Below are 24,647 nucleotides of genomic sequence, written 5' to 3' on the forward strand. Positions count from 1 at the left end.
AGGGGACTACTCAGGGGGCGGTGCAGTGGAACGACGTACGACGAGTTGTGCCGGCGGCAGCTCGACATCGGGTACGTCGATGTCCCCGTCGACGACCTGGTTGAGGGTCTGAGCGGCCGCGATCCCGAACCGGAACGGATCGGCGCGGACGGTGGTCAGGCCGGGGTGAACATGTTCAGACAGCTCGCTGTCGTCGAAGCCGGCGATGCTCAGGTCGTCCGGGACACGCAGCACGGCCGCTTGGGCGGCACCGAGACCGGCAATCGCCATCCGGTCGTTCGCGTAGACGATTGCGGTCGGCGGCTGGGGCAGCGCGAGCAGGCGCTGCGTGGCCGCAATACCGCCCACGGCGCTGAAGTCACCGGCCTCGACAGCGACGGGCTCCAGACCGGCCGCAGCCAGGGTCTCGACGAAGGCCGTGGACCGGGCGGTCGCGTGCACGAACGCTGCCGGACCGGCGACGTGCGCGATCCGCGTGTGGCCGAGCTCCAGCAGGTGCTCGACTACCGCGACGGTCCCCGGCCGGTCATCGAGGACCACCGCGGGAAACGGTGAGTCACTGTCCGGCCGGTTCAGCGTGACCGCGGGCAGACCCAGCTCGACGAGCAGGTCGATCCGCGGGTCGTCGTGCCGCAGGTCGGACAGGATCACACCGTCGACCCGCCCGTCCTGCGCGAGTCGCCGGTATCCGGCCGCCTCCTCCGGGCCGCCGGTGACGACCTGCAGGACGAGAGCCTGCCCACGGGTCGACAGCACGCTCTCGACACCCCCGATGAAGGCCGGGAAGAACGGGTCCGACGACAGCACGGCCGGGTCCCGGGTGATCACCAGGCCGAGCGCGAAGGCCTTCGAGACGGACAGCGATCGGGCCCGGTTGCTCGGCCGCCAGCCCAGCTCGTCGGCGGCCGCCAGGATCTTGTCGACGGTCGCCTGCGCCAGGCCGGGCCGGCCGTTCAGCGCGAACGAGACCGATCCCTTCGACACCCCGGCGCGGGCCGCGACATCGGCGATAGTCGGCCTGGCTTTGCTCACGGACACCCTCGCTCGTCTCTTTAAACCGGTTTAACGAGACATTAAACCGGTTTAAACGCCACCGTCAAGGGTTCGACTCCTTGCGCAGTACCGCAATCTGCTGGCGTTTCCGCGCACTCGTTTGCAGTTGGACCTTGACTCCCAGCGGGCGTGCTGGCTTAACTTGGTCGCCAGTGACGCACCCAGCCGGTAGCGGATCAGTGATCCGGAGTCCGGTTTTCAGGCGCCAGGGCGGCCATGACTGTGGCCGGCCCGAGGCGGGGTAGCGTCCTCGGGACCGATGGAGCAATCGTGTCCAAGCCTCGTTCAGTCATCCGCCGCGTGCTCCTGGCCAGTCTGGCCACCGCCCTCGCGGCCACTGCCCTCCACTCCGCCCTCAACCTCGGCTCCGATGCCGAGGCGGCTGCGACGCTGCCGCCGACTCATGCCAAGTTCGACTATCAGATCGGTGGCGCTTACACGCCGCCGTCCGGCGTTCAGGTGGTCACTCGCGATCGCACTGCTGCGCCGGCTGCCGGGCTCTACAACATCTGTTACGTGAACGCGTTCCAGGTTCAGCCGGGCGAGCAGGGCTCGTGGGCTTCCGACCTGCTGCTGCGGGATGCTCAGGGCAACCTGGTCATCGACGAGGACTGGGGCGAGCCGCTGCTCGACCTGCGGACGGCTGACAAGCGCACCCGGGTCGCGGCCAAGGTGAACGGGTGGATCGACCAGTGCGCCGCCAAGGGGTACAAGGCGATCGAGCCTGACAACTACGACAGCTACGAGCGCTCGAAGAACCTGCTCACCAAGTCGCAGGCCAAGGCCTACCTGACATTGCTGGCCACGCACGCGCACAGCAAGAACGTCGCGATCGCTCAGAAGAACACGGTGGAGCTGGCCGCTGACCGGCAGTCGGTCGGCCTCGACTTCGCGGTGGCCGAAGAGTGCGGCCAGTACGACGAGTGTGGCGACTACGTCGACCACTTCGGCAACAACGTGATCGTGATCGAGTACACGAACGCCGGTCGGCAGAAGGCCTGCAGCGGGTTCGGCAGCACACTGACGATCGTCCAGCGCGATGTGGACGTCTCGACGCCGGGGTCCTCCGGCTACGTCCGCAAGACCTGCTGACACCTCTCAATTCACCCCGTACCTGGAGACCGCTATGTCTCAGCATGCCCCAGTCCTGACCCGCCGCGGCGTCCTGCGTGCCGCCGCGGCCGTTACCGCCACCGGCGCGCTCGCCGCCTGCGGGAAGAGCGATGACCAGGCCACCAACGGCGTCGTCGATGTCGAGCTCTGGCACGGCCAGGTCGACACCGGCAAGGCCGCGATCGATGCCTTGATCAACGAGTTCAACCGGACCCATCCGGGGATCCGGGTGAACGGCGGTGGCGGCGGGGTCACGGCGGACAGCATGCTGCAGAAGGTCACCGCGGGTCTGGCGGCGGGGTCCTATCCGGATATCGCGTACATCTTCGGATCGGACCTCGCCAGCCTGACCCGCAGCCCGAAGATCGCCGACCTGTCCGGCGCTCTGCACCTCGACGACTACTGGCCGGCCGCGCGGGACTCGGTCACGGTGAAGGACAAGATCCGCGCCGCACCCGCGCTGCTCGACTCGCTCTGCCTTGTCTACAACAAGAAACTCTTCGCAGCCGCCGGTCTGCCCGCTCCCAAACCCGGCTGGACCTGGGACGACTTCATCAGTACTGCGAAGGCGCTCACCAACCCCGCCAAGGGCATCTTCGGGACCGGTTGGCCGGGTGTCGGCGACGAGGACACGGTCTGGCGGCTGTGGCCGATGATCTGGGACCTCGGCGGCGATGTCGCCTCCCCCGACGGCAAGAAGGTCGCCTTCGACCAGGTCGGCGCTCAAGCCCTCGGCACGCTCGATCGCCTGCGCACCGACAAATCCCTGTACATCGACCCGAAACCCGGGAGTGAGCAGCTCTACCAGGTGTTCCTCGGCGGCCGAATGGGCATGGTCGCGACCGGACCATGGCAGCTCCCCGACATCGCCGACAAGGGACTCGAGTACGGCGTGGTCCCACTCCCGTCGTACTCGGGGAAGCCGGTGACGATCTCGGGGCCGGACACCTGGACGGTCTTCGACAACGGCAAGGCCAAGGTGAAGGCCGCGACCGAGTTCGTGAACTGGCTGATCCAGCCGCAACAGGACATCAAGTGGGATGTCGAGGGCGGCAGTCTGCCACTCAGCAAGGCGACCGCGGCCACCCCGGCGTGGACGAAACACGCGGCCGCGACGAACGGGCTGAAGGTGTTCGTGGACGCGCTGGAGTCGGCGCGGGTCCGCCCGACCATCAGCGGGTACCCGAAGATCTCGCAGTTCCTCGGTGAGGCGATCGTGTCGGTCCTGCTCGGCAAGAAGAGCCCGGACGACGCGATCAAACAGGCCGTCGACCAGTCGAACGCCGTACTGGCTGTGCCGAACTGATGGCCAGCGTCGTCGGCACGTTCACTCTCGATCCGCGCGCGAAACCCAAGCGCCGGATCATGAGTGACAGCGCGATCGGGTGGGCGTTCGCCAGCCCATCGGTGTTGCTCATCCTCGGACTGAGCGTCGTACCGGTGGTGTGGTCGTTACTGCTCTCGTTCCAGGTCAACGACTTGGTATCGCCGAGCGAGTGGGTCGGGCTGGCCAACTACAAGGCGCTGGTGCAGGACCCGACATTCGGCGCGGCGGTCAAACACACACTCCTGTACGCCGTTCTGTACGTGCCGCTGAGCGTCGTCGGCGGTCTCGCAATCGCGATCGCCCTCGACCGGAAGATCAAGTTCATCGGGCTGTACCGGACGCTCGTCTTCGTACCGTTCGTGGTGTCCGCGGCCGCTCAGGGAGTGCTGTTCTCGTTCGTCCTCGACCCGGAGTTCGGTGTCGCGAACTCGGTGCTGCACAAGCTCGGATTGCCCGCGCAAGGCTTCTTCAGCGATCCCGCTCAGGCGCTTCCGCTGCTCGTCGTGATCTCGTTGTGGAGCGGCACTGGGTTCTGCGTGATCGTCTACTTGGCCGGTCTGCAAGGGGTTTCGGCCGAGCTCGTCGAGGCTGCGCGCATCGACGGTGCGGGACGGTTCGCCGTACTGCGGCATGTCGTCCTGCCTGCGTTGTCGCCGGTCACGGTGTTCCTGCTGCTCTTTCAGACGATCAACGCGTTGCAGCTGTTCGACCTCGTGTTCGTGACGACCAAGGGCGGGCCGCTCGGGTCAACGACAGTGATCGTCTACTTCATCTGGGAGAAGGCGTTCAAGAGTTTCACCGCCGGGTACAGCGCGGCCGCGGCGTACGCGCTGGCCGTTGCGCTGCTCGTGATCGGGATCGCGCTGCAGATCTCGCGACGGCGGGCCGCCCGATGAAGCGACCTAGTGCGTGGCATCTCGTGCTGGCTCCGCTGGCGTTGTTGTTCGCGTTGCCGTTGCTATGGCTGCTGCTGAGCTCGGTGATGAGCAATGCGGAGATCAACCGGTTCCCACCGGCGCTGATCCCGTCGCATATCGATCTGGGCGGCTATCGGTATGTGCTAGGCAATGCGTTGTTCCCGCGCTGGTTTGTGAACTCGATGATCGTGTCGGCGGTCGCGGTGACGGCGAATCTGGTGCTCGGATCGCTTGGCGGGTACGCGTTTGCGCGGATCCGGTTCGCCGGGTCGAAGGTTGTGCTCGGGATGATGCTGGCCACGATGGTGATCCCGTTCCAGCTGACGATGATCCCGACGTTCCTGGTGATGAAGCGGCTCGGGCTGATCGACACTCTTGGCGCGCTGATCGTGCCGTCGTTGGTGACGCCGCTCGCGGTGTTCCTGTTTCGGCAGTTTTTCGTGAGCTTGCCGCGGGAGCTTGAAGAGGCGGCGGTGATCGATGGTTGCGGGCGGCTCCGGATCCTGGTGTCGATCGTGTTGCCGCTGGCGCGACCGGCACTGAGCACGGTCGCCGTACTGACTTTTCTCGCTACGTGGAACGACCTGACCTGGCCGTTGATCGCGATCAACAGTGACACCAACTACACGCTCCAGCTCGGACTGACCACCTTCCAAGGCCAGCACCACACTCAGTGGGCGGCGGTGATGGCGGGCAATGTCATCACGGTGCTGCCGGTACTGCTCGGATTCTTGCTGGCCCAGAAGGCGTTCATCCGCTCGCTGGCTTCTACTGGACTCAAAGGTTGACCTTCATGACATATGACCTGCTCGTGATCGGCGACGCGAACCCTGACGTGGTTGTCGGGCCTGTCGATCAGCCGATCCTCTTTGGCCAACGGGAGCGACTTGTTCCCCACGGGGCGCTGCTGCTTGGTGGTTCGGGCGCGATCATGGCCTGTGGTGCCGCCCGGCTCGGGCTGCGCGTTGCCTTCGTCGGCCGGGTCGGCGCCGACGCGGCCGGCGACTTCGTCCGTACGGCGCTCGCCTCGCACGGGGTGGACGTGTCGGCGATGATCGTGGACGCTTCGTTGCCGACGGCACTCACCACGGTGCTGACGTCCGGCGACGATCGCGCGATGATCACGTCGCCCGGATGTCTACCTGCTACGACTGCGAACGACGTACCGACTGCTTTGTTGCGATCGGTGCGGCATGTGCATGCTTCGTCGTTCTATCTGATGCCGGAGTTGGCGGCGGGGCTGGCGGGGTTGTTCAAGGAGGCGAAGGCGGCGAAGGCGACCACTTCGCTGGATCCGAATGACGATCCGTCGGGACGCTGGGATCGGATGGTTCTTGATCCGGTGCTGCGGGTCACGGACTACTTCCTGCCTAACGCTAGCGAGGCTCAGTTGCTCACTGGGCATCCGTCGACGAAGGACGCTGCCGGGATCTTGGCTCGGCGGGGTCCGCTGGTGGTGGTGAAGGATGGGGCTGCGGGCGCGTTGGCGCATGACGGGACCAAGGTTGCGAGTGCTCCTGCTTTGGCCGTGGAGACCGTTGATGCGGTGGGGGCTGGTGACAGCTTTGATGCGGGCTTCGTTGCCGCTCGGTTGAACGGGTTTGGGCGGGCGCGGGCGTTGGCGATGGCTGCCGCGTGCGGGTCGTTGTCGACGCGGGGTGCTGGGGGCACGGCTGCCCAGGCCGACTGGGAGCTGGCGCTGGGGAGTGTGACCGCATGACGAAGGTCGTGTTCATCGGGGCGGGGAGTGTGGTGTTCACTCAGGGATTGCTGGCGGACCTGTTCGGGTTCGACCTTGGGCCGGTGCACATCGCCTTGCACGACATCGATCCGGAGCGACTCGACACGGCGGCCGGAGCGGCGTCGTACATCGCCTCTGCTCGTGGGGTGAAGCCGCGGATCACCACGCACCTCGATCGGCGGGCCGCGCTGGAGGGTGCGGACTTCGTGATCAACATCGTTCAGGTCGGGATGAACGCGGCCACCCGGATCGACTTCGAGATCCCCGCCCGGTACGGCGTTCGGCAGACGATCGGGGACACTCTCGGCGTCGGCGGGGTGTTCCGGGCGCTGCGGACGTTCCCGGTGCTGCGTGAGCTGGCCGCAGATATCGCCGAGGTGTGCCCGGATGCGTGGCTGCTGAACTACACGAATCCGATGGCGATGAACGTCTGGTACCTGCACGCGCTCGGGCTGCAGAAGGTCGTCGGCCTGTGCCACTCGGTCTACTGGACGATGCATGATCTGTCCGCGCTGATCGGCGTACCGCTGGATGAGGTCAACTACCTCGCCGCCGGGGTGAACCATCAGGCCTGGGTGCTGCGGTTCGAACGCGACGGCGAGAATCTGTACGACCGGTTGGATGCCGCGATCGAGGCGGATCCGGAGCTGCGGCGGCGGGTGCGGGTGGATATGTACCGGCGGCTGGGGTTCTATCCGACCGAGACTAGTGAGCACTCGTCGGAGTACGTGCCGTGGTATCTGCAGCACTCGTCGGAGATCTCGCGATTGCGACTGCCGGTGGGTGCGTATCTCGATATCGTCGCGGAGAACCTCGCGTCGTACGAGCGGACGCGGGATGCGCTCAAAGCCGGTGAGCCGGTGCCGGTTGAGGGGACGATGGAGTACGCGCCGCAGATCATCCACAGCATGGTCACGGGGACGCCACGGACGATCTATGGGAACGTGCCGAACACGGGTTTGATCAGTAACCTGCCTGGCGGTGCGGTGGTCGAGGTTCCTTGCCTGGTTGACAGTTTGGGGGTGCAGCCGACTGCTGTTGGGGCGTTACCGGCTCAGTTGGCGGCTTTGAACAAGGGGTATTTGAATGTCGCCGAGCTTGTGGTGCGGGCGGCGATCGAGGAGGACCCGCGGTCGATTCGGCAGGCCGTGATGGCCGATCCGGCGACTGCGGCGGCGCTACCCGTATCGCAGATCTGGGAGTTGTGTGACGAGCTGGTCGATGCCCACCGCAACTACTTGGCACCGCCGTTGAGAGCGGCCTTGAGGTAATCCCGGTAGCCCGCGAAGCCGTCGAGAACCTCGGCGGCCATGGGCCTCCCGTTGATCGCGCCGACGCCTTGGCCGGCGTAGATCGAGGCTCGCGTAACGTCGGCGGCTTTCGTACCGTCGACATAGTCGGTGTGACCGGTGTCGTCGGCTTTGAGCTCCTGCTCGCGACCTTCCCATTGGTCGAAGTAGGCGTTTCGCAGCGCCCGGCCGCCGAACTCGTCGGGCCACCCTGCGCGTGATGCGGCGTCGAAGACCGTGCCGTAGACGGTGTCGGTCTCGTCGGCTTCGATCACACGCTGGGCGATTGGGTCGCTGATCAACCCCTCGACGCAGGTGAGGAACGCCGTACCGATCCAGCCGCCTGCCGCGCCGGCAGCCAGTACGGCGGCCAGTCCGCGCGCACCGGAAATCCCGCCACCGGCCAGCACCGGGAGGTCCGTCAACTCGAGAATCGCCTGCAGGAGTGGGAGGGTGCCGACCGCATTACGCCCGTGCCCACCGGCCTCGGCACCACGAGCGACGATGACATCCACCCCGGCGTCGATCGCCTCGCGGGCGTCCGCGACAGTACCCGCCTGGGTTGCCACTGTTATGCCTTCGGCTTGCAGCGGGGCGACGTACGGCGTGTAGTCCCCGAAGCTCAGCGAGACCAACGCCGGCCTCAACTCCAGCACCGCCTCCAGATGCTCCGGCCGCTCCCGCACCGACCAAGCCATCAACCCAATCCCGTACGGCCTACCGCCCGCCGCCGCGATCGCACCCTCAGCCCGAATCCACTCAGCACTAACCGCCGACCCGGCCCCCAGCATCCCCAACCCACCCCCAGCCGAGATCGCCGCAGTCAGCCTTCCGCCACTCACGTTAGCCATCGGCGCCCCGACAACCGGAACAGTCACCCCGAACTTCTCCGCCAGCCACATACCCCCAACACACCACACTCCCCACCCCACCCGCCATATCCCACACCACACCTCCCGTCTGATGGGTATGCCAGGCAGATGGTGGGTTGGCCCACCGGAATCGCGCTGGCCAACCCACCACCGCGTGGGTCTACCCACCAGATGCGGACTGAGGGGGTGGAGACGCGACAGCGGCCGGTCCCTGGTGGGCCGGCCGCTGGGGTGGTGCGGTTAGAACTTGTAGGCGTCTGAGGCGGGGTCGCCGTGGCAGCGCTTGTACTTCTTGCCGGAGCCGCAGGGGCAGGCCACGTTGCGGGGAGTGCCGGCGTAGAGGAGGGCTCCCTCGTCTACTGCGTCACCCATGACGGAGACCTCGTCGTCGCCGTCGATGGTCGGGGCCGAGTAGGTGAGGCGTTGGGGCTTCTTGTCGCCGGTGAGGCCCTTGGCGCGGAGGCGCGGGGTGTCGCGGGGGCGCTCCTCGTCCTGGACTCGGCCGGGGAACTCCGCCACCGGGGCGCCGGGGGTGAGGATGTCCTCGACCCGGCGGCCTTCGAGGCCTACGCCGTCGAGGTCGAGATTGACGCCGGCGGCTTCCGCCTGGGCAGCCGCGGCCATCTCGGCCTGCATGGCCTCGATGTCGACCTCGACGTTGAAGATGAAGGCGACCGACTCTTCCTTGATCGACTCCATCATCGCGGCGAACATGTCGTAGCCCTCGCGCTGGTACTCGACCAGCGGGTCGCGCTGCGCCATCGCGCGCAGGCCGATGCCTTCGCGCAGGTAGTCCATCTCGTAGAGGTGCTCGCGCCACTTGCGGTCCAGGACGCTCAGCACGACGCGACGCTCGAGCTCGCGCATCGCGTCCTCACCGAGCAGCTGCTCGCGGCGCTCGTAGGCCTCGTGGGCATCCGCGATGAAGCGCTCGATCAGGAAGTCCGAGGTGAGACCGGCCCGCTCGCCGCCGGCCTCCTCGACCAGCTCGTCCTCGGTGAGCTCGGTCGAGTACAGCGTCTTCATCGCGGTGAACAGGGCGTCCAGGTCCCAGTCCTCGGCGAAACCGTCGGCGGTCGCGCCCTGGACGTAACCGGTGACGGTCTCGTCGAGCATGTCCGACACCTGCTCGCGCAGGTTCGCACCCTCGAGCACGCGGCGACGCTCGTCGTACACGACGTGGCGCTGACGGTTCATCACGTCGTCGTACTTGAGGATGTTCTTCCGGGTCTCGAAGTTCTGCGACTCGACCTGGGACTGTGCGGACGCGATCGCCTTGGTGACGATCTTGTTCTCCAGCGGCTGGCTGTCGTCGTCGTTGCGCGACATCGCCCAGTCGACCATCTCGCGCTTGAACAGGCGCATCAGGTCGTCCTCCAGCGACAGGTAGAACCGGGACTTGCCCGGGTCGCCCTGACGGCCGGCGCGACCGCGCAGCTGGTTGTCGATCCGGCGGGACTCGTGCCGCTCGGTGCCCAGCACGTACAGACCGCCGGCCTCGCGGACCTCGACCTGCTCGTCCTTGACCTGCTTCTCGAACTGCTCGAGGACCGACGGGTACTCCGCCTCGTACTCGTCCGGGAACTCGGCCGGGTCGATGCCGCGGGCCCGCAGGTCCTTGTCGGCCAGGTGCTCGGGGTTGCCGCCGAGGATGATGTCGGTACCACGGCCGGCCATGTTGGTGGCCACCGTGACCGCGCCCTTGCGGCCGGCCTCGGCGACGATCGCCGCCTCCCGCGCGTGCTGCTTCGCGTTCAGCACCTCGTGCGCGATGTTCTCCTTGCGGAGCTGGGCGGACAGCCGCTCGGACTTCTCGACGCTCGTCGTACCGACCAGGATCGGCTGCCCGGTCTCGTGCACCTCGACGATGTCCTTGACCACCGCGTCGAACTTGGCGTCCTCGGTGCGGTAGATCAGGTCCCGCTCCTCCACCCGGATCATCGGCTTGTTGGTCGGGATCGGCACCACGCCGAGGCCGTAGACCTTGGAGAACTCGGCCGCCTCGGTCATCGCCGTACCGGTCATGCCGGCCAGCTTGTTGTAGAGCCGGAAGTAGTTCTGCAGGGTGATCGTCGCGAGGGTCTGGTACTCCTCCTTGATCTCGACCTGCTCCTTGGCCTCGATCGCCTGGTGCAGACCCTCGTTGTAGCGCCGGCCGTGCAGCGTGCGGCCGGTGTGCTCGTCGACGATCAGCACCTCGTTGTCGACGACCACGTAGTCCTTGTCCTTGCGGAACAGGTCCTTGGCCTTCAGCGCGTTGTTCAGGTAGCTGATCAGCGGGGTGTTGGCCGACTCGTACAGGTTGTCGATACCGAGCCGGTCCTCGACCTTCTCGATACCGCGCTCGAGGATGGCCACGGTGCGCTTCTTCTCGTCGACCTCGTAGTCGGCGACCGGGCGCTGCTCCTCGGGGATCTTGTCGTCGGCGATCCGCGGCTTCAGCACGGTGGCGATCTTGGCCATCTCGACGTACCAGCGCTGGGAGTCCTCGGCCGGTCCGGAGATGATCAGCGGGGTCCGGGCCTCGTCGACCAGGATCGAGTCCACCTCGTCCACGATCGCGTAGTTGTGCTCGCGCTGGACGCAGTCCTCGATACTGGAGGCCATGTTGTCGCGCAGGTAGTCGAAGCCGAACTCGTTGTTCGTGCCGTAGGTGATGTCCTTGGCGTAGGCCACCCGGCGCTCGGCCGGCGACATGTCCGGCAGGATCACGCCGTAGTCGACGCCGAGGAAGTGGTACACCCGGCCCATCCACTCGGCCTGGTACTTGGCCAGGTAGTCGTTCACCGTGACCACGTGCACGCCCTTGCCGGACAGCGCGTTCAGGTACGTCGGCAGGGTACCGACCAGGGTCTTGCCCTCACCGGTCTTCATCTCGGCGATGTTGCCCAGGTGCAGCGCGGCGCCGCCCATGATCTGGACGTCGTAGTGCCGCTGGTGCAGGGTCCGCTTGGCGGCCTCCCGGACCACGGCGAAGGCCTCCGGGAGCAGCGCGTCCAGGGACTCGCCGTTCTGATGGCGTTCCTTGAACTCCGCGGTCTGGCCCCGCAACTCGTCGTCGGACATCCCGACGAAGTCGTCCTCGATGGAGTTGACCACTTTCGCGATGCCCTGGAGCTGACGCAGGATCTTGCCTTCGCCGATCCGCAGGACCTTGTCGATCACCTTCATGGTGGGGAGTTCTCTCCTTGCTGCTGTCGCCTGGTTGCGGCCGATCGATACAGTCGGGCACGGCCCGCTGGAACGGCGTGCGACCCCCATCGTACGGGGCGAGGTGTGCCAAGCCACGCCCGCAGCGTGCCCCCGCCTGTAACACACCCACGCTCAAGCGTGCCCGAAAGTTCCCGTTGCCGCGTCAAGAACCTCGCAGGGCGTCACTGAGCGCTGGCGCGAGGTCACCGCCACCGGCCACCCGAACCTGGTCCAACTCCAGCCAGCCGGCCAGTTGGACCAGCTCGGCGGCCAGCTCCTCAGCCGTCTCGGCCGGTGCCTTGAGCTCTGAGTGCGCCGACTGGACCAGCAGTACGCCGGCCGCCCGGTCCGCCTTGAGGTCGACCCGCGCCACCAGTTTGTCGCCGAGCAGGAAGGGCAGCACGTAGTACCCGTGGATGCGCTTCTCCGCCGGCACGTAGATCTCGATGCGGTAGCGGAAGTCGAACAGGACCTCTCCCCGGGTCCGCTCGAACACCAGCGAGTCGAACGGGCTGACCAGGGCCCGCGTGTTCACCCGCCGCGGCAACCGCGCATCCCGGTGCAGGTACGCCGGGCGCTTCCACCCGTCGATCTGAACCGGCAGCAACTCCCCCTCCTCCACCAGCTCCGCAATCGCCTGCGCGGTCGGAGCAGGCGACGTACGGAAGTAGTCCTTCAGACACTGAGCGGTCGCAACCCCGTGCGCCTGGGCCGCGATCGACACCAGCCCGCGGTGCGCCTCGTCCAGGGTCGGCGTCGGAGTCTCCAGTACGGCGCGAGGCAGCACCCGCTCCGGTACGTCGTACTCGCGCTCGAACTGCTGGTTCCGCCGAGCCACCGTGACCTCGCCCGCGAAGAACAGGAACTCGAGCGCCCGTTTCACATCCGACCAGTTCCAGCCCCAGTTCTCCTTGGACCGCTCCACGTCGTCGTCGATCTGCCGCGCCGTCAACGGACCGTGCTCCCGCACATCCGCCAGCACCTGCTTGACCAGATCCGGCCGCTCCTTGGCGATCGACCGCGGCCCACCCCAGGCCTCGGTAGTCGCGCGGTCCATCCGCCACCGCATCAACGGGTGCGTCTCGACCGGAATCAGCGACGCCTCGTGCGCCCAGTACTCCACCAGCCGCCGCGGCGCCTTGCCCGACGCCTTGTCGAGCAGAGTCCGCGGATACTGCCCGAGCCGCGAATACAGCGGCAGGTACTGCGCCCGGCTCAATACGTTCACCGAGTCGATCTGCAGCAACCCGATCCGCCCCAGCACCCGCGCCAGAGCGCGCGCATCCGGAACACCCTTCGGCCGTGGGTCCATGAACCCCTGGGCAGCCAGCGCCACCCGCCTGGCCTGGGCCGTCGACATCACCTCAGTGTTCACCTCGCCGATCGTGCCAGGTGCCTCCGACAAAATCCGATCAGCCCGGTTCCCGCAGCAGACTCTGGTCCCAGGCAGCGATCCGCCGGGCCAACTCCTGCAGCTCGTACGACGGCTGCCGGCCGTTCAGCCGCCACAGCCGATCCCGGATCTCGACGTACTGCTGCATCGCGTCGAACTGCCGCCCAGTGCGGTACAGCGTGAGCAGGAAGGTGGCGCGCAGGTTCTCCCGCAGCGGGTACCTGGCGACGTTGGCAGACAGGTCCGGCAGGATCGCGTGGTGGAAGCCGCGCTTCAGCTCGATCTCGTAGTACAGATCCAGCACATCCAGCCGACCTTCCTCCAACCGCGCCCGGACCGGGTCGAACAACGGCCCGTTGTGCCCCTCGAGCAGCGGCCCGCGCCACAGCGCCAGTGCGCGGCGGATCCGGTTGGAGGCCTCCAGCAGGTGATCGCGTGCGCGAATCTCCGGCACGCTGGCGATCAGGTCCTCGAACACGAACAGATCGACGTTGTCCCGAGCCGCGCACAACATGTAGCGCCCATCGGACAGCTGAATCAGCGTCCCGTCGGTCCCCGGCACCCGGTGCGGATCGAGCAGATCGCGCAAAGCGGTGATGATCTCCCGCGTCAGCTCCGGTCCGTCATCCGGCGTCGCATACTGCCAACCCGCCTCAAGCAGGTCAGTCATCGGCACCGGCCCATTCGGATGCAACAACAGCCCAGCCAGCAACCGCTGCTGCAGCGGCGAGCCCAGGTCGAGCTCAACGCCACCCCGCCGAACCACCAGCGGCCCCAGAACGTCGTACCGGACCTCGCTCATCGATCCCCCTGCCCTGTCCAGAGCCGGAGTGTAGGTCGCGCTGGGGTTTACCCCGGGAGAAGAACCAGGTACGTCGCCACCGCGGGCGGTAGCGGGGCAGGGAAGAGGCCTCGGTCGGTGAGATCTTCGAGGGTGGTGAAAGGGCCTTGGTGTTCGCGGCTGTGGACGATGAGGGCGGCGTGCTGGGCGGTGACTCCGGGGATGCGGGTCAGGACGCCGGGCGGTACTTCGTTGGGGTCGATCAGGCCGCCGTCGTCGTACTCGCGGTGCAGGTGTGGGCGGCCGATTCCTAGGGAGCGGGCGAAGTCGGGGTCGCGCTCGATGATCTGGCGGGCGCGGAGTCGATCGTCCAGGGCGGCCAGGCCGCGGAGTCGGCGTACGGAGACCGGGGCGATGGTGAGGGCGAGGTGAGCCGCGCTGGTCACCAGGACTAGCAGCATCAGGAGTAGACCGATGGTGTTGACCGCGCTGATCTGGTCAGCCTGGCCGATCAGGGCGAGCACGATGCCGAGGAGCCAGGTGGCCAGGTAGCCGGCGGCGATCCAGCGGAGGAAGCGGTTGTGCCGTAGGTAGGCCACGACGAGCATCAGCACGCCACCGCCTAGTCCCAGGGTGGCAATGGTGATCAGTACGGCGACGGTCTTCATCAGGACGCGGCCGACGAGGGGGCGCTGTGGCGGGATCAGATCGGACATGTCGACCGGCCAGCCGCGGCCGAGTGACCAGTCGCGGCCGCCTCGGCGCATGAGTGCCACCTGGGTTGCCGCGGTTGTCTGCTGGCCGGGTAGCAGGGCCGGGTCGTTCTGCGAGATGCGGGACTGGAGCTGCTGCAGCTCGGGACCGGGCTCCACGCCGTACTCCTCGACCAGGTGGTCGTGCAGCTCCCGGTACGCCGCCAGTGCGTCGTCGGAGCGTCCGGCGCGGTACAGGGCGAGCATCTGGACGCCGCGGAGTCGTTCGCGCAGGGGGAAGGCCTCAGCCAGGGCAGGGAGTTCGAGAGCGAGGGGCTCGTGGTTGCCGAGCTCCAGCTCGATCTCGGCGCGGTCCTCGATCGCACCGGCGCGCAGTTCGGTCAGGTGCCGACGGGCGTCGTCGAAGATCGGACCGGTGAGTCCCTGGAACGGTTCGCCACGCCAGAGGCTCAGCGCCTGCTGCAATTGCTGCGAGGCCTCGGCCAATTGACCGGACTGCCGGAGAGCACGAGCTGATTGAACCTGTGCCTCGAAGTCGTCGGCATCCGAGCTTCCTGGTTCCACCGCCACCCGATAGCCACCCGCTTCCAGGACAAGCAGTTCACCGGCGGTCCGGGGTGCCCGGTCCGGCTCCAGAACTCGCCGCAGGCCGGCGACATACTTTTGTACGACGTTGGGCCCGTTGACCGGCGGTTCGCCGTCCCAGACCGCGTCGATGATGCGCGCGGTCGGCACCACCTGGTTCGGGGTGGTCAGCAGGGTCGCGAGGACCGCCTGCTGTTTGGCGGGCCCCAGCTGCTGTTCCTCCTGCCCGCGAATCACTCGCAAGGGACCGAGCATCTCGAACCGGACTGCACTCACCGGCGCTCCTCCTTGGGGGCGTCCTGAACTGGGATCACCAGGACGACGTCAGCGATCTGCCGCGGCACCGGCCAAGGGAACATACCCCGTGCGGCCGCATCCTCGAGCGACCGGAACGGTCCCCGGGCGTTGCGCTCGGCGATGATCAGCGCACCGAGCAACGGCGGAACCCCCGGCAGCGTGCGCAGAACCTGCTCCGGAGCGCTGTTCAGATCGACCATCACGCGCGGCGATTCCGCCACCGGGGTTCGGAGCGGGACGAGCACCGCCGCGTGGATTCCGGCCCCCACTGTGGTCAGCAGCAGCGCAGCCAGCGCCACTCCGTCGACAAACACGAAGTCCTCCGAGTCGTACCTCTTGTCGACGATGAGGAAGAACACCACGGTCGCCAACAGGTAGCCGAGCGCCGCCAAGGCCAGCTTCCAGCTGCGGCGCCGGAGGGCCAGCACACCCATCAGCGGACCGGAGGCGATGCCCATGGTTGCCACGGCCAGCGCAGCCACCACCAGCTTGAGAATCCACCCCGTCCAGCCCGGCGAGCGTTGCGGCGTCGAATCGGGCCACCAGCTCATCGGCTGTTGAGTGTGGAAGACAGGCACAGGGCGTTCGTTCAGAAGAATCTGGCGGTGAGCGGCCTGCAGCTCGGGTCCCGGCCGGCCGCCGTGCAGCTGCTGGGCCTGCTGGTACGACGCGAGCGCCTCGGCCTGGCGTCCGGTTCGGTGAAGCGCGAGCAGGTGAGTGGCGCGAAGGCGCTGGCGGTGCGGGTACTCCGCCACGAGGCGGGACAGCTCCGGGAGCAGAGTCTGCTCGCGGCCTTGCTCGAGTTCCAGCTCAGCCCACTCCTCCAGAGCAGCGGCGCGGTCCTCAGCGAGTTGCGTGCGCATCGCCTCGAAGTACCCACCCGTCAGACCAGCCAGCGGCTCCGACCGCCACAGCACCAGAGCGCTCCGGAGTTCGACAGTCGCTTCCGGGAGGTGACCGAGCGCCCGTAGCCGACGTGCCTCGGTGACGTGTGCGGTGAACACGTCCAGATCGACGCCACCGGCCGCCACTGACAGCAGATAACCACCTGGGGTCAGAGCGAGCAGTTGACCGGCCGCTCGGGGTAGCCGCTCCGGTTCGAGGATCCGGCGCAGCCCGGCGACATACTTCTGTACGACGTTCGCCCCGTTCTCAGGCGGGTCGTCGCCCCACACCTGGTCCACGATGTCGCTCGCCGGTACGGCGTGGTTCGCGGCAAGCAGCAGTGTCGCCAGAACCGCCTGCTGCCTAGCCGGACCCAGCTTGAGCTCCTGGAGACCCCGGTACGCCCGCAGCGGCCCGAGCAGCTCGAACCGGACGGCGTCCTCCACCGGAGGAGTCTATCGAGCCTGAGGGCGCTCACCAGACCGGAATGAGCAGCCACTGCGGTCCGACGGCAGTGCGGGCGCAGCGGAACGGCAGCGGTCCGCAGCGAGACCGCAGCCGCGCGGCTCCCGGCCGGGTCACAGTCGGAACCAGAGGACGCCGGCCGACCGGGCCGCCGTACAGAGAGAAAGCACATCACCATGTCCTTCCCCTGGATCCGCACCATCGCCACCACCGCTCTCGTCGCCGCTGCCACCACCGCCTGCGGCCCAGACCAGCAACAGCCCGCGAGCCAGAGCACGCCGACCCCCTCCACGAAGGCCGTCGTCACCACATCGACGCCGACCCCCACCCCGACCGGAGTCGCGGAGCTGGACGCCAAGGCCCTGTTCGCCAAAGCCAAGGCGGCCATCCTCGCGGCCGACAGCGTCCGGCTGCGTGGCTCGGTCGTGGAGGAGGGCTCCAAAACCGCCATCGACATCCACCTCACCAAGACCGGTGGGCAGGGCACGTTCACGGTCGACGGCAGCCCGATCGGGATCACCGTGATCGGCAAGACCGCCTACCTGCAGCTCAGCGAGAAGTTCGTCCGGGCCCAGGGCAAGGCGGAGAAGGACACCGCGGCGGAGATCAACGCGACCGTCGAGCTGCTCAAAGGCCGGTGGGTGAAGCTGACCAAGAAGGACAGCGACTTCCAGGACATGATCGACCTGGTCACCCGGGAGACCTTCGTCAAGAACGTCTTCCAGCCCTCCGGAACGCTGACGAAGAAGCCGCTGACGACGGTCGACGGGGTCGCCTCGATCGGGCTGTTCGACGGTGAGGGCACCCTCTGGGTGGACAGCCAGACCGGCAGGCCGGTCCGGATCGAGGCGGGGACCGGCGGGCCGGCCTTCGGGTTCAGCGACTACGACCGGCTGAAGGCTCCGAAGGCACCGGCTCCGGACAGCGTGATCGACGGGAAGCAGATGGGCCTCTGACCGGTCATAACTCCGGTATTACCGCAAGTGAGAGGTGTGCTACCCCCGGTAGCCGGGAGAAGCTCGGCGCGGAGGTCGTGCCGCCCGCACGGCCCCTGAGCCCTGGAGTGTGAGGCATGACAGGAAGACTGCAGCTGGTACGCGCCCTTCTCGCCGCTGGAGCCCTGACGGCCGCGTCCGTCGGCGCGGTGGCGGCCACGGCGAGCGCAGCGCCGGCGCCGGACGGCCCGAAGACCCGCATTGTCGGTGGCACCATCGCGCACACCGCGGACACCCCGTGGGCGATCGCGCTCAACAACAGCGGTTCGCCGTCCCCGAGCGGTCAGTGGTGCGGCTCGACGCTGGTTGCGGCGAACAAGCTCGTCACTGCCGCGCACTGCGCGCAGGAGGCTGCGTCGACGTACACGGCCATCCAGGGCCGCGATGTCCTCACTGAGTCCGGTGGCAAGGAGTCCAAGGTCAGCAGCATCTGGGTCGACCCGGAGTACGGCAAGCAGCCCGGCCACGACGTCGCCGTGATCACACTGGCCACGCCGTTCACCGGCGTACCGACGCTGGCGCTCGAGACCAGTAAGGCGGCCGACGCTGTCGGTGCGGCCTCCGTCGTCTACGGCTGGGGTGCCACTGAGGGCACCGGGCCGGACGACACCTTCCAGAAGGTCGACGCGCCTGTCCTCGGTGACGCGTACTGCGAGAAGGCGTACGCGAGCCAGAACTACGCGCCGGACGGCGAGATCTGCGGCGGCTTCGAAGAGGGCGGCAAGGACTCCTGCCAGGGCGACTCCGGTGGGCCGCTGGTCCTGAACGGCAAGCTGTTCGGCGTCGTGTCGTGGGGCGTCGGTTGCGCCGACGCCGGTAACCCGGGTGTCTACGCCGAGGTGGCGACGTACGCGACCGAACTGCAGGCGCAGATCGGCTAGCACCACCACAGACCTTCACAGGGGAAGGCGAAAGGGCCGGGTTCCGAGGAACCCGGCCCTTTCTGTGCTCCTCCCGAGGCTCAGACCGCCAGTCGGATCACGCCGTAGTCGTAGCCGCGTCGCCGGTAGACGACGCTGGGCTGGTTGTCGTCGGCATCGACGAACAGGTAGAAGTCGTGCCCGACCAGTTCCAGCTCGTAGAGGGCCTGGTCGAGAGACATCGGCTTGGCGGTGTGTGTCTTCTCGCGCATCACCAGCGGACCGTCACCGGTGACCGTCAGCGAGCCGACCTTGTACGTCGCCACTGCGTCCTCGGCGACGGTGTCGTCCTCAGCCGGCGGGTGGCCGTTGACCGGCTGCCGGGCGTTGACGTGCCGCAGTCCTTCCGGGCTCCGCTCGCCGCGGTGCACGCGGCGGCGGTCGGCCGCCTTGCGGACCTGGGCGCGGAGCCGGTCCAGGCAGACGTCGAACGCAGCCTGCTTGGTCTCACCGCACGCTTCGGCGCGGACCACCGGACCCTTGGTGTACATGGTGAGCTCGACACGCATCGCCCGATCGTGCTGTCGCGGGTTCTTCTCCTGGCTGACTTCCACCTCGCACCGCAGTACCCGGTGGTCGACCTTCTCGATTCGCTCGAGTTTTTCCTCGACGTACTGCCGGAAGCGGTCACTGACCTCGCAGTGATGACCCTTGACAACGACGTCCACGGAAACCTCCATCGATCGGCGACTTCTTGCTTACGTCTCCGGACACCCGGGCTTTTTGCTGAGAACTCACTCCCTGAACTGGGCTACGGATACTGGGGCGCCCGAAACGAGAGACACCCGTCGAGGAGCCGGTCGGAGCCCGTGGCGAGGATTCCGGCTGATCCGGTCCTGCGCCACTTCACTGCCCGACAAGCCCAAGCGGGTGTCATAGGCCAACGCTAGTCGGCTTCGGCGAAAACCGGTAGGGAAGTTCTCATGAACCAGACGGCAAACGTCTCGGGGTCGCGGCCAGCACGGCACAGCCGAGCACCGGAATTCCCTGTGATTCCAGGGCCCGGCAGGCTTCGGCGAGCGTGGCGCCGGTGGTGATCACGTCGTCGACGACCACGATCGGTTGATGCGTCAGCGGTTCAGCCCAGCGCGAACGGAGCCCGAAAGCCCCGGCCAGGTTGGCGGTACGGCGTTCCGCGGACAAGCCGGCCTGGTCGTCGGGACGCCGTACCAGCCGCAGTGCCGGAGCGATCCGGACGTCGATCCCGTGTCTCCGCAGGGATCGCGCAGCGGCCCGGGTGATTCGCCCGAGCGGATCGTGCCCGCGCTTGCGGACGGTCGACCGCGCCGACGGCACAGGCACCAGCCACGCGGTCCGGTGCTCGCCAAGAGCAGCCAGTACGGCGGTCGCCAGCGCGGCGCCGAGCGGATGAGCCAGCGGGTACCGCGCGTGCTCCTTGTGCGCGATCACCAGCCGCCGGACCTGATCGCCGTACGGCGCGGCCGCGGTCGGCGGCGGTAGTCCGGGCGGCCGCGGATCCGGCCAAGCACGGAACGGAGTCAGTCGACACAGGAGCCCTCGGCAACCATCACACAGCGTGACGCCGGGCCGTCCGCAGCCGGCACAGCCGCCTCCGAGCAGCAGGTCGACCGCGGCACCCCACACCCCACCACCTTGGGCACTGCGCACCCGCTCCACAAGCGGCATCCGGCCGCCTGTGGATAACCCGGGAGATCAGCCGGGGTACGTCGGGATCAGGCCGTCGCCGAGTTTGTCGTCGTTGGGGGTGACCCAGGCCAGGTCGCGGCCCTGCCAGTGGATCTTGCCCTCGGGGTCCTCGAAGACCGGCAGGGTTTCCGGGTTCGCGTTGGAGGCGACGTTCTCGATCCCGAAGATGGGGCTGCCGCCGGGCAGCGGCTGCGGGGTCGAGCCGTCCGTGTTCACCAGCCAGGGCTGCGCGGTAGGGCTGCCGTCAGGCTTGCCGGCCACCAGGATGACCTTCTTGGACCAGGCCGCGTCGGTGATGTCGTTCAGTGGGACCTGGAGGTCACGCAACTGGTCGAGGACGAGCCCCTTGCCGTTGTCCGCAGGCCGCACGGTAGCGGTCTGAACGGTGTTCTTGCGGGTCTTGGCAGACTTCAGCACCAGCAGCGCCCGGACGCCGTCAGGCGCCATCCGCAGCACCTGCGGCACGTCCCCGTGGAAGTCGACGGGGACGTTCTGGACGTCGCCGTCCCTGGTCCGGACCCGGAGTCGCGGCGCCGAACTGTCGGCCCGGTCCAGGATCCACAGGTTGTCGGCGTTGTCGTAGCTGGGGCGCAGTGTCCGGCCCTCGACGCCGATCGTCTTGACCTTGTCACCCTGGCCGTTCTCCGCGTCGACGAGCTTCGCGTAGGCGACCACCCGCTTCCCGTCCTCCGTGGTGACGATCGCCCCGGAGTCGCCGCGCAGATTCACGGCGAACGACTTCGCGTCGTACGCGTAGAGCTGGCTCGAGTTGAGTGCCCGGGCGGCCTGGTCGGAGGCGCCGTCGAGCCCCTCGACCCGGTGCACCTTCCCACCGAGCAGGCCGTAGAGGACCGTCGACCCGGGTGTGGGCGCTCCCGGGTCGTACCCACTCACGGACGAGAACTGGATGACGCCCGTGTTGTCCGACAGCAGCGGAGCGCCGTTGACGGTGATCTTGGCCTTCAGACTGATCTGGTTGAGCGTCCAGACGATCTGCGCCGCCAGCTTGCGCCGGTCCTCGTCCACCAGTTGCCCGGCGGCGTCGTTCAGCGCCACGGTCGCCTCACCGAGCTCGACCGGGACGGAGACCACCACTGCGGTTCCCGGTGGCGCGATCGAGACGGCACCGTTGCCGAGCCGCTTGGTCGGCCCTTTCAGCAGCTCCTGGATCAGCTGGGTCGCGGCCTGGCCGGCGGACAGGTTGTTCTGCGGCAGGTAGACCGGATCGGGGATCAGGGTCTCCCGGTCCCGGGCGAAGAAGAACAGCTCGCGCGGCGCCAGCTTGGCCTGGACCTGGTTGGCGTTCAGCAGCACACCCGGCGGTACCGAGTCGACCCGCCACTGGCCGTTCACCTTGATCATCTTGAAGAGGAAGTCGGCCTGCTCCTTCGGTCCGGCCGGGAGCCACTCACCCCGGTCGTCGATGGTGGCGATCTTCCGCGCGGTCAGTTGGTAGTCGTCGCCCTTCGCCGCCGGCGGGGCGGCGCCCTGGTCGTAGACGACGGTCCGGACCTCGGGCTTCCACTTCGCCGCCGCCTGCGGGGTCATGTACAGCCGCGCCTGGTCGAAGGAGCGCCGGGAGTCCGACATCGCCTCCAGGAAGCCGTTCACGATGTCGTCCCGGTCAGCGTTCTCGCGCGGCGGCTTCGCCTCGACATTGACACCGCCGGAGTCCGCAGCCAGGCCCTTGCGGTCGCTGTTGCGGATCGTGCCCTTCGTCGGCACCGTCGCACAGCCGGTCACCAGCAGCGTGCCGGCCAGCAGCACGGCGAGCAGGCGGCGCCTCACTGCTCCTCACCACCGGTCAGCTTCTGGTACGGCGCTCCGACGTCCACCAGCGACTTCTCCGTGATCACCCGTACGGCGTCGGCCGGGCGCGCCGGAAGCGGTGAGCCGGCCAGTGCGACGTCCGGGCGGCGCGGAATCGTCAGGCGGAAGTACGCGCCCTCCCCCGGTGAGCCCCAGGCGTCCAGACGACCGCCGTGCAGGCGGGCGTCCTCCAGTGCGATCGACAGGCCGAGTCCGGTACCGCCGGTGGTCCGGGCACGGGCCGGGTCGGCCCGCCAGAACCGGCTGAACACCATCTCGGCCTCCTCGGCGCGGAAGCCGACACCGTGATCCCGGACCGCGACAGCCGCCGCATCGTCGTCGTACGCGGTGCTGATCAGGATCGGTAGGCCTTCACTGTGCTCGATCGCGTTGCCGATCAGGTTCCGCAGGATGCGCTCGATCCGGCGCGCATCGACCTGTGCACGGCACGGCTCCGGCATGTCCAGCTGCACCTCGCAGCCCTTGCGCTCCAGTAGCGTCTCGTGGTTCTCCAGCACGCGGCTGACGATGTCGCGCAGGTCCACGTCCTCCAGGTCGAGCGCGGCCGCACCGGCGTCGAACCTGCTGATCTCCAGCAGGTCGGCGAGCAGCTCCTCGAACCGGTTGAGCTCGTTCTGCAACAGCTCCACCGAGCGGCGGGCCATCGGGTCGAACTCGTCGCGATTCTCGTGCAGGAGGTCAGCCGCCATCCGGACCGTGGTCAGCGGCGTCCGCAGCTCGTGCGACACGTCGGAGACGAACCGGCGCTGCAGCCGGGACAGGTCCTCCAGGCGGCGGATCTGGCGCTGCAGGTTGCTGGCCATCTTGTTGAACGAGACCGCCAGCCGGGCCAAGTCGTCGGTGCCTCGGACCTGCATCCGCTCCTCGAGCTTGCCGGCCGCGAGCCGCTCAGCGATCCGCCGGGCCATCCGGACCGGTGTGACCACCTGTCGGGTGACCAGCCAGGCCACTGCGCCGAGCAGAACGACCAGAAGCAGGCCGGCCGTGACCAGCGCCCGCTGTACGACGTCCAGCGTCTCCTGCTGCGCAGTGAGCGGGAAGAGGAAGTAGACCGCGTACTTGTCGCGGGTGCTGTCGACCCGCAGCTGGGAGCCGATCACCAGTCCCGGTGCGGTCCGGCCGTCGGTGTACTTGATGACGGTGTAGGTGTCCCAGAGCTTGCTGTCGTTGCTGTTCACCGACGACTGCAGGACCTGCGGCACCGAGTCGCTCTCGACCAGTCCGGTACGGCGGGTCGCGTTCGAGCCGCTGTTGCCGATCGGGGACAGCACGACGTCGTACAGGCCCGGGCGGTTCGAGCCGAGGACCAGTTGGGACAGCTGCTGGTTGACGGCGGTCGAGTCGGCCGCGTTGATGTTGCGCGTCAGCGAGGCCAGCTGGGCGAACGCCTCGGCCTGCGCACTGAGCCGACGGGACTCCAGGACACCGTCGGTGACCTGACTCATCATCACCCAGCCGACCAGCAGCAGAACCACGGTCGACATCAGCAGCGTGCCGGTGACGATCCGGGCCTGGATGGAGCGCCGCCAGATGTCCGGCCAGTACTTCGGGTGCGTCCGCCAGAGCGGTTGTGGGTAGGCATGCCACTCAGCCGCGGCGGCCGTCAGCTCCAGCTCCGTGCCGCGCGGCTCGGCCACCTCCTGCTCGGGCGGGGCCGACTGCTCCGACGCTGCCGGTACGACAGGGTCGGAGACAGCCTGCGACTCTTGGTCGCGTCCGTACTCGATCAGTCCGCACCAGCCTTGTAACCGACACCGCGGACCGTCACGACGATCTCCGGGTGCTCAGGGTCCTTCTCGATCTTGGAGCGCAGTCGCTGGACGTGCACGTTGACCAGGCGGGTGTCGGCCGCGTGCCGGTAGCCCCAGACCTGCTCCAGCAGCACCTCGCGGGTGAACACCTGCCAGGGCTTGGACGCCAGGCAGACCAGCAGGTCGAACTCCAGCGGCGTCAGCTGGATGGTCTCCCCGGCCCGCTTCACCGAGTGGCCGGCGACATCGATGGTCAGGTCGCCGATGGTCAGCGACTCCGGCCCCGGCTCGTCCATCCGGCGCAGGCGGGCCCGGATCCGGGCCACCAGCTCCTTGGGCTTGAACGGCTTGACCACGTAGTCGTCGGCCCCGGACTCCAGGCCGAGCACCACGTCGACGGTGTCGCTCTTGGCGGTCAGCATCACGATCGGCACGCCGGACTCGGCCCGGATCGCCCGGCAGACGTCGATACCGTCCATCCCGGGCAGCATCAGGTCGAGCAGCAGCAGGTCCGGTTTGAACTCCCGGAACGCCGGTACCGCTTTGTCACCGGTCGCACACAGATAGGTGTCGTAGCCCTCGTTGCGCAGCACGATGCTGAGCATCTCCGACAACGCGGTGTCGTCGTCGACGATGAGAATGCGTCCCCGCATCGTCCGGTTACCATCTGCCACGCGCTGCTCCTTGCCGTCCGACTCGTCGTGCGCCCGGTGCATGCCGTCCGTACGCACTACGGATAGTGTCCCATTCCCTGGGTAGTGCACACGCCGGATCGCCGATTGACCCCGGTTTGGGCTGTGATCATGGTGCACGGCCCGGCTGTGCGACAACTCGGGGTGCACCCACAGGCGGAGGGGAGG

Annotated in this window: 20 protein-coding genes; 8 read left to right on the plus strand and 12 right to left on the minus strand. The window is 67.7% G+C overall.

The window, feature by feature from the left end:
- Nucleotides 1-6: 6 nt before the first annotated feature.
- On the minus strand, nt 7-1,032 hold the full coding sequence (locus ACFTSF_RS20605; protein WP_380155248.1) for a LacI family DNA-binding transcriptional regulator: 1,026 nt from the start codon (nt 1,030-1,032) through the stop codon (nt 7-9).
- A 291-nt stretch (nt 1,033-1,323) separates the two neighbouring features.
- Between ACFTSF_RS20605 and ACFTSF_RS20610 the strand changes: the two genes are divergently transcribed.
- The 6 genes from ACFTSF_RS20610 to ACFTSF_RS20635 are packed head-to-tail and all read left to right on the plus strand — an operon-like array spanning nt 1,324 to nt 7,422.
- Nucleotides 1,324-2,145, plus strand: a complete 822-nt coding sequence (locus ACFTSF_RS20610; protein WP_380155249.1) for an endo alpha-1,4 polygalactosaminidase — start codon at nt 1,324-1,326, stop codon at nt 2,143-2,145.
- Nucleotides 2,146-2,179: 34 nt separating this feature from the next.
- Nucleotides 2,180-3,472, plus strand: coding sequence for an ABC transporter substrate-binding protein (locus tag ACFTSF_RS20615; RefSeq protein ID WP_380155250.1), 1,293 nt, complete (start codon nt 2,180-2,182; stop codon nt 3,470-3,472).
- On the plus strand, nt 3,472-4,389 hold the full coding sequence (locus ACFTSF_RS20620; RefSeq protein ID WP_380155251.1) for a carbohydrate ABC transporter permease: 918 nt from the start codon (nt 3,472-3,474) through the stop codon (nt 4,387-4,389). The genes ACFTSF_RS20615 and ACFTSF_RS20620 overlap by 1 nt, the downstream gene beginning before the upstream one ends.
- Nucleotides 4,386-5,198 carry a carbohydrate ABC transporter permease gene (locus tag ACFTSF_RS20625; protein ID WP_344157655.1) on the plus strand — a complete coding sequence of 271 codons (813 nt, stop codon included), beginning with the start codon at nt 4,386-4,388 and terminating at the stop codon, nt 5,196-5,198. Before ACFTSF_RS20620 ends, ACFTSF_RS20625 begins: the two co-directional genes overlap by 4 nt.
- Nucleotides 5,199-5,203: 5 nt before the next feature.
- On the plus strand, nt 5,204-6,130 hold the full coding sequence (locus tag ACFTSF_RS20630; protein WP_380155252.1) for a carbohydrate kinase family protein: 927 nt from the start codon (nt 5,204-5,206) through the stop codon (nt 6,128-6,130).
- Nucleotides 6,127-7,422 carry an alpha-glucosidase/alpha-galactosidase gene (locus ACFTSF_RS20635; protein WP_380155253.1) on the plus strand — a complete coding sequence of 432 codons (1,296 nt, stop codon included), beginning with the start codon at nt 6,127-6,129 and terminating at the stop codon, nt 7,420-7,422. The genes ACFTSF_RS20630 and ACFTSF_RS20635 overlap by 4 nt, the downstream gene beginning before the upstream one ends.
- Here ACFTSF_RS20635 and ACFTSF_RS20640 read toward each other — a convergent pair.
- The 6 genes from ACFTSF_RS20640 to ACFTSF_RS20665 form a co-directional block, all read right to left on the minus strand.
- On the minus strand, nt 7,386-8,318 hold the full coding sequence (locus ACFTSF_RS20640; protein WP_380155254.1) for an NAD(P)H-dependent flavin oxidoreductase: 933 nt from the start codon (nt 8,316-8,318) through the stop codon (nt 7,386-7,388). The two genes, ACFTSF_RS20635 and ACFTSF_RS20640, sit on opposite strands and share 37 nt — an antisense overlap.
- 234 nt (nt 8,319-8,552) lie before the next feature.
- Nucleotides 8,553-11,483, minus strand: a complete 2,931-nt coding sequence (secA, locus tag ACFTSF_RS20645) for a preprotein translocase subunit SecA (protein ID WP_380155255.1) — start codon at nt 11,481-11,483, stop codon at nt 8,553-8,555.
- A 184-nt stretch (nt 11,484-11,667) separates the two neighbouring features.
- Entirely contained in the window at nt 11,668-12,864 is a 1,197-nt protein-coding gene (locus tag ACFTSF_RS20650; RefSeq protein WP_380155298.1) for a winged helix-turn-helix domain-containing protein, read from the minus strand.
- Nucleotides 12,865-12,916: 52 nt separating this feature from the next.
- Nucleotides 12,917-13,699, minus strand: coding sequence for a BTAD domain-containing putative transcriptional regulator (locus ACFTSF_RS20655; protein ID WP_380155256.1), 783 nt, complete (start codon nt 13,697-13,699; stop codon nt 12,917-12,919).
- Between the two features lie 47 nt (nt 13,700-13,746).
- Nucleotides 13,747-15,252 (minus strand): BTAD domain-containing putative transcriptional regulator, encoded by a 1,506-nt coding sequence (locus ACFTSF_RS20660; protein WP_380155257.1) that lies wholly within the window; start codon nt 15,250-15,252, stop codon nt 13,747-13,749.
- Nucleotides 15,249-16,604 carry a BTAD domain-containing putative transcriptional regulator gene (locus tag ACFTSF_RS20665; RefSeq protein ID WP_380155258.1) on the minus strand — a complete coding sequence of 452 codons (1,356 nt, stop codon included), beginning with the start codon at nt 16,602-16,604 and terminating at the stop codon, nt 15,249-15,251. Before ACFTSF_RS20665 ends, ACFTSF_RS20660 begins: the two co-directional genes overlap by 4 nt.
- A gap of 195 nt (nt 16,605-16,799) precedes the next feature.
- On the opposite strand from ACFTSF_RS20665, the gene ACFTSF_RS20670 reads away from it, so the two are divergent.
- Both ACFTSF_RS20670 and ACFTSF_RS20675 read left to right on the plus strand, forming a co-directional pair.
- On the plus strand, nt 16,800-17,579 hold the full coding sequence (locus ACFTSF_RS20670) for a hypothetical protein (RefSeq protein WP_380155259.1): 780 nt from the start codon (nt 16,800-16,802) through the stop codon (nt 17,577-17,579).
- Between the two features lie 116 nt (nt 17,580-17,695).
- A complete protein-coding gene (locus tag ACFTSF_RS20675) occupies nt 17,696-18,499 on the plus strand; it encodes a S1 family peptidase (protein ID WP_380155260.1) in 804 nt (267 codons plus the stop codon).
- An 80-nt stretch (nt 18,500-18,579) separates the two neighbouring features.
- Here the strand turns inward: ACFTSF_RS20675 and hpf are convergent, their stop codons facing one another.
- From hpf to mtrA, 5 genes are all read right to left on the minus strand, one after another.
- On the minus strand, nt 18,580-19,206 hold the full coding sequence (gene hpf, locus ACFTSF_RS20680) for a ribosome hibernation-promoting factor, HPF/YfiA family (protein ID WP_380155261.1): 627 nt from the start codon (nt 19,204-19,206) through the stop codon (nt 18,580-18,582).
- A gap of 253 nt (nt 19,207-19,459) precedes the next feature.
- The gene (locus tag ACFTSF_RS20685) at nt 19,460-20,185 is read right to left on the minus strand and encodes a ComF family protein (protein WP_380155262.1); all 726 of its coding nucleotides are present in this window, start codon (nt 20,183-20,185) and stop codon (nt 19,460-19,462) included.
- Nucleotides 20,186-20,212: 27 nt separating this feature from the next.
- Nucleotides 20,213-21,994, minus strand: coding sequence for an LpqB family beta-propeller domain-containing protein (locus ACFTSF_RS20690; RefSeq protein WP_380155263.1), 1,782 nt, complete (start codon nt 21,992-21,994; stop codon nt 20,213-20,215).
- Nucleotides 21,991-23,673, minus strand: a complete 1,683-nt coding sequence (gene mtrB, locus ACFTSF_RS20695) for an MtrAB system histidine kinase MtrB (protein WP_344157617.1) — start codon at nt 23,671-23,673, stop codon at nt 21,991-21,993. Before mtrB ends, ACFTSF_RS20690 begins: the two co-directional genes overlap by 4 nt.
- A gap of 89 nt (nt 23,674-23,762) precedes the next feature.
- Entirely contained in the window at nt 23,763-24,440 is a 678-nt protein-coding gene (gene mtrA / locus ACFTSF_RS20700; protein ID WP_141859693.1) for an MtrAB system response regulator MtrA, read from the minus strand.
- Nucleotides 24,441-24,647: the final 207 nt, after the last annotated feature.

Origin of the sequence: Kribbella sp. NPDC056951 (assembly GCF_042674205.1) — a bacterium.
GTDB classification, from domain to species: domain Bacteria; phylum Actinomycetota; class Actinomycetes; order Propionibacteriales; family Kribbellaceae; genus Kribbella; species Kribbella yunnanensis.

Coding starts and splice junctions, on each gene's coding strand:
- ACFTSF_RS20670 (WP_380155259.1), top strand. CDS start 16,800: ATGTCCTTCCCCTGGATCCGCACCATCGCCACCACCGCTCTCGTCGCC.
- ACFTSF_RS20625 (WP_344157655.1), top strand. CDS start 4,386: ATGAAGCGACCTAGTGCGTGGCATCTCGTGCTGGCTCCGCTGGCGTTG.
- ACFTSF_RS20635 (WP_380155253.1), top strand. CDS start 6,127: ATGACGAAGGTCGTGTTCATCGGGGCGGGGAGTGTGGTGTTCACTCAG.
- ACFTSF_RS20615 (WP_380155250.1), top strand. CDS start 2,180: ATGTCTCAGCATGCCCCAGTCCTGACCCGCCGCGGCGTCCTGCGTGCC.
- mtrA (WP_141859693.1), bottom strand. CDS start 24,440: ATGCGGGGACGCATTCTCATCGTCGACGACGACACCGCGTTGTCGGAG.
- ACFTSF_RS20620 (WP_380155251.1), top strand. CDS start 3,472: ATGGCCAGCGTCGTCGGCACGTTCACTCTCGATCCGCGCGCGAAACCC.
- ACFTSF_RS20650 (WP_380155298.1), bottom strand. CDS start 12,864: ATGTCGACGGCCCAGGCCAGGCGGGTGGCGCTGGCTGCCCAGGGGTTC.
- secA (WP_380155255.1), bottom strand. CDS start 11,483: ATGAAGGTGATCGACAAGGTCCTGCGGATCGGCGAAGGCAAGATCCTG.
- ACFTSF_RS20655 (WP_380155256.1), bottom strand. CDS start 13,699: ATGAGCGAGGTCCGGTACGACGTTCTGGGGCCGCTGGTGGTTCGGCGG.
- ACFTSF_RS20630 (WP_380155252.1), top strand. CDS start 5,204: ATGACATATGACCTGCTCGTGATCGGCGACGCGAACCCTGACGTGGTT.
- ACFTSF_RS20675 (WP_380155260.1), top strand. CDS start 17,696: ATGACAGGAAGACTGCAGCTGGTACGCGCCCTTCTCGCCGCTGGAGCC.
- ACFTSF_RS20685 (WP_380155262.1), bottom strand. CDS start 20,185: ATGCCGCTTGTGGAGCGGGTGCGCAGTGCCCAAGGTGGTGGGGTGTGG.